13 protein-coding genes are annotated in these 12,310 nt (G+C 67.8%); 6 read left to right on the top strand and 7 right to left on the bottom strand.

Annotated features, from left to right (window positions below; translation table 11 throughout):
• The first annotated feature begins 84 nt into the window (after positions 1-84).
• Both ABD798_RS24165 and ABD798_RS24160 read left to right on the top strand, forming a co-directional pair.
• A complete protein-coding gene (locus ABD798_RS24165; protein WP_344878842.1) occupies positions 85-546 on the top strand; it encodes a MarR family winged helix-turn-helix transcriptional regulator in 462 nt (153 codons plus the stop codon).
• Positions 547-558: 12 nt separating this feature from the next.
• Complete coding sequence (locus tag ABD798_RS24160; protein WP_344878839.1) at positions 559-1,317, top strand: MerR family transcriptional regulator; 759 nt, start codon at positions 559-561, stop codon at positions 1,315-1,317.
• On the opposite strand, the gene ABD798_RS24155 is transcribed toward ABD798_RS24160, so the two are convergent.
• Complete coding sequence (locus ABD798_RS24155; RefSeq protein ID WP_344878836.1) at positions 1,314-2,198, bottom strand: carbon-nitrogen hydrolase family protein; 885 nt, start codon at positions 2,196-2,198, stop codon at positions 1,314-1,316. The two genes, ABD798_RS24160 and ABD798_RS24155, sit on opposite strands and share 4 nt — an antisense overlap.
• 30 nt (positions 2,199-2,228) lie before the next feature.
• Between ABD798_RS24155 and ABD798_RS24150 the strand changes: the two genes are divergently transcribed.
• Complete coding sequence (locus ABD798_RS24150; RefSeq protein WP_344880947.1) at positions 2,229-2,621, top strand: NUDIX hydrolase; 393 nt, start codon at positions 2,229-2,231, stop codon at positions 2,619-2,621.
• Here the strand turns inward: ABD798_RS24150 and thrS are convergent.
• From thrS to ABD798_RS24130, 4 genes are all read right to left on the bottom strand, one after another.
• Entirely contained in the window at positions 2,581-3,777 is a 1,197-nt protein-coding gene (gene thrS / locus ABD798_RS24145) for a threonine--tRNA ligase (RefSeq protein WP_344878833.1), read from the bottom strand. The two genes, ABD798_RS24150 and thrS, sit on opposite strands and share 41 nt — an antisense overlap.
• A gap of 158 nt (positions 3,778-3,935) precedes the next feature.
• The gene (gene lpdA / locus ABD798_RS24140; protein ID WP_344878830.1) at positions 3,936-5,321 is read right to left on the bottom strand and encodes a dihydrolipoyl dehydrogenase; all 1,386 of its coding nucleotides are present in this window, start codon (positions 5,319-5,321) and stop codon (positions 3,936-3,938) included.
• 291 nt (positions 5,322-5,612) lie between these two features.
• Positions 5,613-6,251 carry an AAA family ATPase gene (locus ABD798_RS24135; protein ID WP_344878827.1) on the bottom strand — a complete coding sequence of 213 codons (639 nt, stop codon included), beginning with the start codon at positions 6,249-6,251 and terminating at the stop codon, positions 5,613-5,615.
• 10 nt (positions 6,252-6,261) lie between these two features.
• Entirely contained in the window at positions 6,262-6,618 is a 357-nt protein-coding gene (locus tag ABD798_RS24130) for a TFIIB-type zinc ribbon-containing protein (protein ID WP_344878824.1), read from the bottom strand.
• 151 nt (positions 6,619-6,769) lie between these two features.
• On the opposite strand from ABD798_RS24130, the gene ABD798_RS24125 reads away from it, so the two are divergent.
• The 3 genes from ABD798_RS24125 (at position 6,770) to ABD798_RS24115 (ending at position 11,077) form a co-directional block, all read left to right on the top strand.
• Complete coding sequence (locus ABD798_RS24125) at positions 6,770-7,510, top strand: DddA-like double-stranded DNA deaminase toxin (RefSeq protein WP_344878821.1); 741 nt, start codon at positions 6,770-6,772, stop codon at positions 7,508-7,510.
• Entirely contained in the window at positions 7,500-7,901 is a 402-nt protein-coding gene (locus ABD798_RS24120; protein ID WP_344878818.1) for an Imm1 family immunity protein, read from the top strand. The genes ABD798_RS24125 and ABD798_RS24120 overlap by 11 nt, the downstream gene beginning before the upstream one ends.
• 662 nt (positions 7,902-8,563) lie before the next feature.
• Positions 8,564-11,077 carry a DEAD/DEAH box helicase gene (locus ABD798_RS24115; RefSeq protein ID WP_344878815.1) on the top strand — a complete coding sequence of 838 codons (2,514 nt, stop codon included), beginning with the start codon at positions 8,564-8,566 and terminating at the stop codon, positions 11,075-11,077.
• A gap of 78 nt (positions 11,078-11,155) precedes the next feature.
• On the opposite strand, the gene ABD798_RS24110 is transcribed toward ABD798_RS24115, so the two are convergent.
• Entirely contained in the window at positions 11,156-11,587 is a 432-nt protein-coding gene (locus ABD798_RS24110; RefSeq protein ID WP_344878812.1) for a hypothetical protein, read from the bottom strand.
• 164 nt (positions 11,588-11,751) lie between these two features.
• Positions 11,752-12,096, bottom strand: a complete 345-nt coding sequence (locus ABD798_RS24105; protein WP_086822700.1) for a histone-like nucleoid-structuring protein Lsr2 — start codon at positions 12,094-12,096, stop codon at positions 11,752-11,754.
• Positions 12,097-12,310 lie beyond the last annotated feature (214 nt).

Genomic DNA, 12,310 nt, shown 5'->3' with positions numbered 1-12,310 from the left:
GGAACACTTGACGAGCGTCGCACACTTATTGCACGACGCACTGATTGCGTCGCACAACTTACTTGAACGATCGGGCCGTGTCACATGACGAACAAGGACGAGCTCGTCGACGAGCTGATCGACTCCATGCCGGACTGGACGGTGGCCCTGGTCCAGCTCAACGGGCTCATCGCGGACCGGATGGGCGTGGTCAGCACCGACCTGCACTGCCTGCACGCCCTCAACCACCACGGCCCCGCCACCCCCGGCGTGCTGGCCGAACGCGTCGGGCTCACCCCCGGCTCCGCCTCGCGCATGGTCGACCGCCTCGACGCCGCCGGCTGCGTGCGCCGCGTCCCCGACCCGCAGGACCGCCGCCGCGTGCTCATCGAACCCACCGAGGAAGGCCTGCGCCGGGTCGCCCGCTACTACGAGGGCCTGGCCGCGCGCACCCGCGAGGACCTCGCCGACTTCCCCGCCGAGCACCTCCGCGCACTGCTCGACTTCATCACCGCCACCCGCGCCAGCACGCTCGCCGAGCTGACCCGCCTGCGCTCCACGTCCTGACGGGGGATCGCCATGCCCGATCTCAACTCCGGCGATCTCTTCCCGATCGGCCGTTTCGCCCGGCTCTGCCGCCTCAGCGTCAAGCAGCTGCGCCACTACGACGACCTCGGCCTGCTGCGCCCCGCCCACGTCGACCCCAGCAGCGGCTACCGCTACTACACCCGCTCGCAGACCCGCGCGGCGCTGACGATCGGCTTGCTGCGCACGCTCGACATGCCGCTCCCGGCGATCGCCGACCTGCTCGCGGGCGACGAGCAGGTGCTGCGCGGAGAACGCGACCGCATCGACGGAGAGCTCCGCCGCCGGCGAGCCGCCCTCCGCAGCGTCGACAGACTGCTCAAGGAAGGCCTGGGGCGCACCGACATCACGCTCACCGACGAACCCGAGCGCCGCATCGCCGTGCAGCGCGCGAGCTGCGCCCAGGAGGACATCGGCCGCACCTACGGCGAGTGCGTCACCCGCCTGTTCACCACGGTCCACGACGTCCAAGGCCCACCCATCGGCCTGTTCCCGCTCGACCTCACCCCGACCCTGGACGTCGCAGCGGCCGTGGAAACCGCGAGCCCCACCGAAACCCTGCCCGCCACCCCGGCCGCCACGATCATCCACAGTGGACCCTACGAGGAGATCTCCCTGACCTACCACGCCCTCTTCGCGTGGATCCACGAACACGGCCACACCCCGCACGGCCTGGTCCGCGAGACCTACCTGACCGATCCCCGCACCACCCCGCCCGAGCACCTCACCACCCGCATCACCGTGCCCCTCTAACGGAAGACAACGGCGGAGCGCGGCGTCTCATCGACGGAGAGCGTGAAGACGTCGGGCCGCGCGTAGTGGCCGGTCACGTCGAAGTCGTAGCGGGCACCCGCCAGGGACGCGAGGTCCACGGGCGCGGTGATCAAGCCCTCCTTCCCCGTCAACGGCCCCGCCAGCACCTCGCCGAGCGGACCCACGATCACGCTGCCGCCGTTGATCCGCGAACCCGGCACCTCCGGCCGCTCCTGCTGGAACTGGCAGGCCGCCGCCACGAAGCACCGGCCCTCCACCGCGATGTGGCGCATCGTGGACTGCCACACCTCACGATCGTCCACAGTGGGCGCACACCACACCTGAACTCCCTTGGCGTACATGGCCGTCCGCAACAACGGCATGTAGTTCTCCCAGCAGATCACCGCGCCCGCCAAGCCCGCCCCGGTCTGCACCACCGGCAGCGTCGAGCCGTCGCCCTGACCCCAGATCAACCGCTCGGCGGCGGTCGGCATCAGCTTGCGGTGCTTGGCAACCAAACCCTCGACCGGATCGAGGAACACCGCCGTGCAGTACAGCGTCGAGCCCGCCCGCTCGATCACCCCGACCACCAACGACACCCCGGTCCGCGCCGACAACCCCGCCAGCTCCGCGATCTCCGGGCCGGGCACGTCCACCGCGCCGGCGAAGTACTCCGCGAACTCCTCCCGCCCCGACGGCAGCCGGTACCCGACGCGCGTCCCGAACGACGCGCCCTTCGGGTAACCGCCGAGCAGCGCTTCCGGCAGCACCACCAGCGACGCTCCCGAGTCCCGCAGCTCCCGCTCGTAGCCGAGCACCTTCTCCACGGTTGCCTCAGTGGAAACACACGAACCCACCTGGAGCGCACCCACCACCGACATCAGCCCACCACTCCCTACGATCGAAACATGATCATCGACAAGATCGCCTGGATCCACCTCGAAGCCGGACGCGTCCTGTCCACCCGCTCACGCGGCAAGGACACCTTCTACCTGCCCGGCGGCAAACGCGATCCCGGCGAGAGCGACCTCCAGACCCTCGTGCGCGAGATCGCCGAGGAGCTGACCGTCGTGGTCGACCCCACCAGCGCCCTCCACGTCGGCACCTTCCAAGCCCAGGCCCACGGCCACCCCGACGGCGTCGAAGTCCGCATGACCTGCTACTCAGCCACCTTCTCCGGAACGCTCGCCCCCGCCAGCGAGATCGAGGAGATCACCTGGCTCACCCACGCCGACCGCGACCGCGTCGCCCCCGTCGACCAGATCATCTTCGACCACCTGCACCAGGCCGGGCAGCTGCACTGATCCGCGCCACCACCTCCGCGACCGGCGCGGGCTCCCACTTCCCGCCCTCGCGCAACCGCACCGACGCCAACCCCGCCGCGGCCTCACGCGCACCGATCACCACCTGGAACGGCACCAGCCGCGCCGCCCGCACCCGAGCACCCAGACTCCCCCGCTCCGGCCCCGCCACCTCCACCCGCAGGTCAACCGACTCAGCGAACTCCCGCGCGCACGGCAGCTCCGCCTCCGACACCGGCAGCACCACGACCTGGGTCGGCGCCAACCACGCCGGGAACGCCCCACCGTGCACCTCGATCAGGTGCGCCACCACGCGTTCGAGACTGCCGATGATGCTCCGGTGCACCATCACCGGCCGATGCTTCGCCCCGTCCGGGCCGATGTAGGACAGGTCGAACTGGCGCGGCTGGTGGAAGTCCACCTGCACGGTCGACAAGGTCGACTCCCGCCCCGCCCTGTCGGCGATCTGCACGTCGATCTTCGGGCCGTAGAACGCTGCTTCCCCCTCCACAGCCTCGAAGTCCACATCGGAGAGAACCTCGCGCAGCACCGCCTCCGCCCGCCGCCACAACTCCGGATCGGCCACGTACTTCCCACCAGCACCCGGCAACGACAACCGGTAGCGCACCGGCTCGATCCCCAACACCCGATGCGCCCGCCGCACCAGCTCCAACGCCGCCCGCGCCTCATCAGCGACCTGGTCAGGGGTGCAGAACACGTGCGCGTCGTTGAGCTGGATCGCCCGCACCCGACTCAACCCGCCGAGCACCCCCGACAACTCCGCCCGGTACATCCCGCCCAGCTCCGCCATCCGCAACGGCAGATCCCGGTAGCTGTGCGGCCGCGACCGGAAGATCACCGCGTGGTGCGGGCACAAGCTCGGCCGCAGCACCACCTGCTCACCGCCGAGGTCCATCGGCGGGAACATGTCCTCGCTGTAGTGCGACCAGTGCCCCGACAGCTCGAACAGCTCCCGCTTGCCCAGCACCGGCGAGTACACGTGCCGGTACCCCGCGCGCCGCTCCAGATCGCGGACGAACTCCTCCAAGGTGTGCCGCACCACCGCCCCGTCGGGCAACCAGTACGGCAAACCCGCGCCCATCAACGGATCGGAGTCGAACAGGTCCAGCTCACGGCCGAGCTTGCGGTGATCGTGCATCACGGTCTCCTCGCGGGAAAACGAAGCGAGCGACCACAGAGAAGAGAAGAGCCCCGGGGCACTCGCCCCGGGGCTCTTCGTCAGACAGGTGTCAGCGCGCCGGGACAGAATCCGGCGTCGTCGTCACGAAAGCGCGCTGCATGCCACCACCGTAGCACCTACATGTTGATCATGTGCCCGGCGAGACCGTGGATGGCCTCCTTCACCGCCTCACCCAACGTCGGGTGCGCGTGCACGTTGCGCGCCACCTCGTGCACGGTCAGATCCCACTGCTGCGCCAAGGTCAGCTCCGGCAGCAGCTCCGTCACCTCTGGCCCGATCAGGTGCGCGCCGAGCAGTTCCCCGTGCGCGGCATCGCTGATGATCTTCACGAAACCCGCGGTCTCACCGAGCCCGTGCGCCTTCCCGTTGGCGGTGAACGGGAACTTCGCCACCTTCACGTCGAAGCCCTGCTCGCGCGCCTGCGCCTCGGTCCACCCGAAGCTCGCGATCTGCGGCTGGCAGTACGTGGCCCGGGGGATCATCACGTAGTCCAGCTCCATCGTCTCCGCCTCCGCGATGGTCTCCGCCGCGATCACCCCCATCGACTCCGCCGCGTGCGCCAGCATCAGCTTCGCCGTCACGTCACCGATCGCGAAGATGTGCGGCACGCTCGTCCGGCACCGCCCGTCGATGTCGATCGCACCACGCTCGGTCAACCGCACCCCGGTCCGCTCCAGGCCGTAACCCTCAACCCGAGGCACGAAACCGATGGCCTGCAAGACCTTCCCGGCCTCCAGCACCCGCTGACCGTCCTTAGTGGACACAGTCACCCGCACACCGCGACCGGTGTCCTCGATGGACTCCACCTTCGTCGAGGTCAACACCTCGATGCCCAACCGCTTGTACCGCTTCGCCAACTCCGCCGACACCTCGGCGTCCTCCAACGGCACCACCCGATCGGCGAACTCGACGATCGTGACCTTGACGCCGTAGTTGTGCAGCACATAAGCGAACTCGACACCGATCGCACCAGCACCGGCGATCACGATGCTCTCCGGCAACTCCTCGCTGAGGATCTGCTCCTCGTAGGTCACCACGCGCGGCCCCAACGCCGTCCCCGGCAACAACCGCGTCGTCGCACCCGCCGCGATGACGCAGTGGTCGAAGGACACGACCTCGTCGCCGACCTTGATCGAGTTCGCGTCCACGAACTCACCACGCCCGGTGAACTGCGTGATCGAGTTCTTCTTCATCAGGTAGTGCACGCCCTTGACGCGCCCGTCAGCCACCTTCCGGCTGCGCTGGAACGCCGCCGAGTAGTCGAAGGACACCTGCCCGTCCACCCGGATGCCATAGGACTTCGCCTCATGCTGGAACAGGTGCGCCAGCTCGGCGTTGCGCAACAGCGCCTTCGAGGGAATGCAGCCCACGTTGAGACAGACCCCGCCCCAGTACCGCTCCTCGATGATCGCCGTCCGCAGCCCCAGCTGGGCTGACCGGATCGCGGCCACGTACCCACCCGGGCCAGCGCCCAGGACCACGACGTCGAAGTGAGTGCTCATACCCCAGACCCTATGCGCTGCCCCACCACCCCGAAGATCACAACGACCAAAACCCGTCAGGCCGGGGGCTCACGTTCTGGGCCCTGTCCTGCAAGTCATCGGGTTCGCCGGTCTTCAAGACCACCCAACCCCCACCCCAGCCGTCTTCAACGACAGCAAACCCCCGCAAGGCCGCGGGGGTTTGCAGGGGTTAGCGATGATCAACAGAGGGGTTTGCTGGTCTTGAAGACACCCCAACCCTCGGCGGCACCGTGACCGGGACACGCAGCGCAACCACCTACAGGACAGCCGCTAGGCGCGCGAGAGCTCCAACGTCGCCTCGACCCACGCGCACACCGCGTCCACCGTCTCCGACAACGGCGCCTCCGTGGTGTCCAACAACCCCACCGGTGGCGACAACGAAGCACCCTCATCACGCAGCCACTGCGCGTACTCCAACGTCTCCACGATCCGCGGCTCCGACCACCCGCGCCACGCGGGCCGCCGCCGCAACCGCTCCGACAACGGCTCCGGATCGCACATCAACGCCAGATAGTGCACATCCGAGAACAACACCCGCTCCGGCAACGGCTCGAACTCCGGCGGCACCACCGTCCCGCACAACAACACCGGCCGACCGTTCTGGTGGATCATCGAGATCATCCGCAACCACGTCGACCGGAACGCACGATGGTCCTCAGCCGGATCGCGCAAACCCTCCACCCACAGCACGTCCTGCTCCAGCACCACCACGTGCTCCGACAGCCGCGCCGCCAACTCCCGGCACACCGTCGACTTCCCCGTGCCACTCGGCCCGGTCAAGCACAACAACGGCAACCGGTGAAAACCCCGCCGGTGCCCGCAATCCACGCACACCACGACAGCGGGAGAACCCTCGACGCGCGGGACATCGGTCCGAGCCCCGCACGCCGGGCAGATCAACAGGTTCACTCAGGACCGCTCAGTCGAAGAGCTGGTCGAAGAAGCTCTTCTTCCGCTTGTGCCCGTAGTGCTTCGGCGAATCGTGGTACCCACCGCCGCGGTACGGCTTCGGCGAGTCCCCGTACCCACCCCGGTAGGGCTTCGGCGAATCGTGGTGACCCCGGTACGGCTTCGGCGAGTCATGGTGCCCAACGTGCCCACCCGCGTACGGCGGCGGAGGCGGCGGCGCGCTGTTGTAGTAGCGCTGCTCCGCCTGGGCGATCTGCTCCAGCTCCCCACGATCGAGGAAAATGCCCCGGCAGCCGGTGCACTGCTCGATGTGGACGCCCTGGCGATCCACGGTCTGCATCACGTTCTGACACTTGGGACAAATCACCACATAAACATACACAGATGAGAACCCCGCACGCGATCATGACGCCCGCTTCGCCGCGAAGTCCCACTCCGCTGGTCAGCACGCTGCCCCAACCAGGTACAGCAGCACGGATTCGCGTCGGCATCGCCCGCCTCCTGCCAATGTCGAAGACATGGCGTCACTACGCGAGGTGGCTCGGGCCGCTCGGGCGGTGGTGGCCGCTCTGCCGGTCCAGCACGTCATCGCCGCCGAGGAGTCGCTGGACGAGGCCGCCACCCAATGGCAGGAACACACCGAAGGCAGCGCTGATCCAGCCGCGGACGAGGTGCACAACTTGCTGCACGCCGCCAAGGACTCCCTGGACAACCTGCTGCACACGATCACGACCACAGCGCCAGCGACCATCGGCCGGTGGATCGCCGCGTGGGAGGCCACCACGAACACCGCAGCGATGACCACAGAAACTCCACCACCCCGAATGTCCGCCGCTCAGCGCACGAGCCGCTTGGAGCGGACTCGCCGAACCATGCCGAAGCCCGTGCTCAAGGCTCGCGCGTCAGGCGCCTGGGTGCGACCGGACGGGACGATCGAGCCGTTGTCCAGCGGCAGGACGACACAGTGGTTCGCGCCGACGCAGGAATGGGCGCAGGCCAACGGCTACGCCCTCCCTCGTGGCACGTGGTGGTTGTCGGTGCACATCGAAATGCAGTTCGCAGTGCGCATGCGTGTCATGGGACTGACCGATGAGACGATCCTGGTCGATCGCCGACCGTGTGAACCCGCTCTTCCCGGCCAAGACTCCTGTGACACGCTGCTCGGGGACTTCCTGCCCGAGGGCGCCCGGTTGACCGTCATCGACCGCGATGGCAATCGCTACACCTACCCCAAGGAGAACAGCGCAGATGACGCTTGAGGTGTCCTACCGAGCGGGAGCCGACGCGGCCACTGTCGGTGTCGTCATCGACAACGCTGGCCAGCTTGCCCAGCTCCTCACCGCGCTCGCTGCTGACGACACCTCCGACGCGCTCGTCATACACCGCGACCGGCCACGCGTCGGGCCCCGCCACATCCCGGACCACCAAGTGCTCGTCGGAGTCCGAGGCGAGGTCGGCGCCATCCACTTCACCGACCCCACCGGCTCTTGGGTCACCCATGGCGACGGCCCGGCAGACGAACCCGTGTACGCCGAGATGGAGTTCCCCTCTCACTGCGAGGTCCCCGTCAGCGACCTCGAACAAGCACTCGCGGAGTTCCTCCACAGCCACCAACGGCCGACCCATGTCGCCTGGCAGGACGCCGACTGACCATCCGGCTGTGGCCCTTCCCAGCGACGCATCGCCTTCGATACCGATAACCGACCCTCTGGCTATCGGCCGCGCATACCGTCACGTCCATGAGCGTCAAAGCCATGCTGCGCGGCCACGAAGCTGACCTCTCAGCCTTCGCGCGTCACTTCGCAGACGGCGACGTCCGAGTCAGCCAGGAGCCAGACGGGTGTTACCACCTCACGGCAACTCGTTGCAGTGAGCATGGTCGAAGAGGTGAACATCGCGTCCGCTGTGACGATCTCGGTCAACGGGCTGCCACATTTACCTCGGCGATCCCGGGCTCATCAGGTCCAACGTCCACAAGCTTGAGCCAGGGCACAGCTTTAAGAAGGTCCTCGCCGCAAAGGGCTGGAAGTCCCAGGAAGAGCTAGACGCCTTCACCAACACAGCCAACAACCCTGCTGTGAGCGGTGAGGCCGCTCGACACGCTCGGGAAACTCACCCCTTCGCACCCGCCGGGACCACGACACTCCCCGAAAGCCGAGCGATGATCAACGATCTTGTGACTACGTGGTCGAATTGGCTCAGCTCCCAGCTCTGAGCGCCACAGCTCGGTGGTTGCGCAAGCCCCACCACCAAAGCCGATCATGGACCCGCCGACACCCCACCCGGAACGGCCAGGCACGATCGAGGGCACCATGACGCTCACCGACCAGCTCCCCGGCAGCGCCGACCCCGACGCGCTCTTCGACGCCTTCACCACCTGGACCACCGAACAGGGCATCGAGCTCTACCCGGCCCAGCAGGAAGCGCTCATCGAGATCGTCTCCGGCGCCAACCTCATCCTCAGCACCCCGACCGGCTCAGGAAAGAGCCTCGTCGCGGTCGGCGCCCACTTCACCGCCATGGCCGCGGGCCAGCGCACCTTCTACACCGCGCCCATCAAAGCCCTGGTCTCGGAGAAGTTCTTCGCGCTCTGCGACACCTTCGGGCCCGCCAACGTCGGCATGCTCACCGGCGACTCCAGCGTCAACTCCGACGCCCCCATCATCTGCTGCACCGCCGAGATCCTCGCCAACATCGCACTCCGCGACGGCGCGGACGCCAACGTCGGCCAGGTCGTCATGGACGAGTTCCACTTCTACTCCGAACCCGACCGCGGCTGGGCCTGGCAGGTCCCCCTGCTGGAACTCCCCCGCGCACAGTTCGTCCTCATGTCCGCCACCCTCGGCGACGTCCGGCGCTTCCAGACCGACCTCACCCACCGCACCGGCCGCCCCACCTCCGTCGTCGCCAACACCGAACGCCCCATCCCCCTGCACTACCGCTACGCCATGACCCCCCTCCAGGAAACCCTGGAAGAACTCCTCGCCACCCAGGGCGCCCCCGTCTACGTCGTGCACTTCAGCCAGGCCGCCGCACTCGAACGCGCGCAGGCCCTGATGAGCATCAACGTCAGCACCAAGGACGAGAAGGCCGCCATCGCCGAACTCATCGGCAACTTCCGCTTCACCGCGGGCTTCGGCAAAACCCTCTCCCGCCTCGTCCGCCACGGCATCGGCGTCCACCACGCCGGCATGCTCCCCAAGTACCGCCGCCTCGTCGAACAACTCGCCCAGGCAGGCCTGCTCAAAATCATCTGCGGCACCGACACCCTCGGCGTCGGCATCAACGTCCCCATCCGCACCGTCGTGCTCACCGCGCTCAGCAAGTACGACGGCGTCCGCACCCGCCACCTCAAAGCCCGCGAGTTCCACCAGATCGCCGGACGCGCGGGCCGCGCGGGCTACGACACCGCGGGCACGGTCGTCGTCCAAGCCCCCGACCACGACATCGAGAACGAACGCGCCGTCGCCAAAGCCGGCGACGACCCCAAGAAGAAGCGCAAGATCGTCCGCAAGAAGGCCCCAGAAGGCTTCGTCTCCTGGGGCAAACCCACCTTCGAGCGCCAGATCGCCGCCGAACCCGAACCGCTGACCTCCACCTTCAAGGTCAGCCACGCCATGCTGCTCAACGTCATCAACCGGCCGGGCGACGCCTTCACCGCCATGCGCCACCTCCTCGAGGAGAACCACGAGGACCGCCCCACCCAGCGCAAGCTCATCCGCCGCGCCATCGCCATGTACCGCGGCCTGCTCGCCGCCGGCGTCGTCGAACAGCTCCCCGAACCCGACGAGGAAGGCCGCCGCGTCCGCCTCACCGTCGACCTCCAGTTCGACTTCGCCCTCAACCAGCCGCTGTCCCCGCTCGCGCTCGCCGCCATCGACCTGCTCGACCGCGAGTCCGAGACCTACGCGCTCGACGTCGTCTCGATCATCGAATCCATCGTCGAGAACCCGCGCCCGATCCTGTCCCAACAGCAGTTCAAGGCACGCGGCGAAGCGGTCAACAAGATGAAGGCCGAAGGCATCGAGTACGAGGAGCGCATGGCGCTGCTCGAAGACGTCACCCACCCCAAGCCGCTCGCCGACCTGCTCGAAGCCGCCTACAACATGTACCGGCGCGGTCACCCCTGGGTCGCCGACCACGAGCTGCACCCGAAATCCGTCGTCCGCGACATGTACGAGCGCGCGATGACCTTCGTCGAGTACGTGTCCTTCTACCAGGTCGCCCGCTCCGAAGGCCTCGTGCTCCGCTACCTCGCCGACGTCTACAAGGCGCTGCGGCACACCGTCCCCGACGAGGCCAAGACCGACGAGCTCACCGACATCATCGAGTGGCTCGGCGAACTCGTCCGCCAGGTCGACTCCAGCCTGCTCGACGAGTGGGAACGCCTGCGCAACCCCGAAGACGAAGACGGCGAAGTCCGCCCGGACCAGCAGGTCGACACCGGCCCTCCGCCGGTCACCGCCAACGCCCGCGCCTTCAAGGTCCTCGTGCGCAACCAGCTCTTCCGCCGCGTCGAACTCGCCGCCCGCCGCAACTCCTACGAGCTCGGCGAACTGGACAAGCACTCGGGCTGGGACGCCGAAGCCTGGCGCGAGGCCCTCGAGGAGTACTTCGACACCTACGACGAGATCGGCACCGGCGCCAACGCGCGCGGCCCGGAGATGCTGATGATCACCGAGGAGCCGGAGCGCTGGGTCGTCCGGCAGACCTTCGACGACCCCGACGGCAACCGCGACTGGGGCATCGTCGCCGAGGTCGACCTCGCGGGCTCCGACGAGGAGGGCACGGCCGTCATCTACGTCACCGAGGTCGGCGAGTTCTGACCCAGCGTTGACGTACCCAATGTGGCATTTGTTTCGTCTGACGCAACAAATGCCACATTGGGTACGACCCCGAAGGGGTTAACGGGCGCCGCGTTCGACGGTGTCGGTGACCGCTCGGAGGAGGCGGAAGACCTTGGCGTCACCGCCGACGTCCGGGTGCCACCGGCGCGAGGCCGCGCGGTAGGCCGTCTTCGGATGCAGGAACCACAGCTTGTCGCCGCTCAGCTCCGCCATCAGCAGTCGAGCGTCCACATAGGACAGCGGCGTCATCGGGGTGATGCGGTCGAAGATCGCGTGCAGCCGCTCCAACCGCTCGCGGCGCCTGCGGTCCCGGCCCAGTTCCGCGCGCTGGCCCCCCTCCGAGGCCGACGACACCGACGCCGCCGAGCCTCGGCGCGACGCCTGCTTGCACGCGTCCGAGCACCACCAGATCGGCATCCCCGACTGCACGACCCGATTCCGTTCGAGTCCGCACCACGCGCACGCGACCCGCGTGACCGGCCGCCTCACTCCCTCACCACCGCCGAATCTTCGCAGAGCCCGCCCGTCAGGGCGTTTGAGGCCCTTCGGTCTTCCTGAACGATTAATTTTACTCGACACTGAAGTCATCGAGATAGTAAAGATACAAGGGCAGAAGAAAACCCGCTGCCGCGTCGGCAGCGGGTTCGCCCAGGTCAGGCCTGCGCGGCCTCGAAGGCCTCGATCACGTTGCCGGGGATGCGGCCGCGGTCGGAGACCTCGTGGCCGTTGGCCTTGGCCCAGTCGCGGATCGCCTTGGTCTCCTCCTTGCTGCGCCCCTCCCCCGCGGCGCGGCGGCCGGTGCCGGACTTGGCGCGGCCACCGACGCGGCGGGCGGCCTCGACGAAGGGGGTCAGCTTCTCGCGCAGCGCGGCGGAGTTCGACTCGTTGAGGTCGATCTCGTAGGTGAGACCGTCCAGACCGAACTCCACGCGGGAAATGTCGGTGCTGGTGCTGCCGTCCAAGTCGTCGATCAGCTGGACGATAGTGCGTTGTGCCATGAGAGCGCCTCACAGGAAAGTGACTGAGCAAGTGTTGGGGCAACGCTATCAAGCCTCCCGAGGGCATTCACATCCCCATAGGGGTAAGCCCGGTAAACAGCCCACCAACTGCACCGCAATCCCGTTGCACACCATTCCCCGGCGCGCCTGCCTCGAATTACCCAGACAGCCCGCCGCACTCTGCGGAAACCGCGCCCTTTCCGACGCGGGTACG

It is taken from the genome of Allokutzneria multivorans (assembly GCF_039537405.1).
Classification (GTDB): Bacteria; Actinomycetota; Actinomycetes; order Mycobacteriales; family Pseudonocardiaceae; genus Allokutzneria; species Allokutzneria multivorans.
The sequence above is the reverse complement of the archived record's forward strand: the minus strand, read 5'-3'. Positions and strand labels throughout refer to the sequence as shown.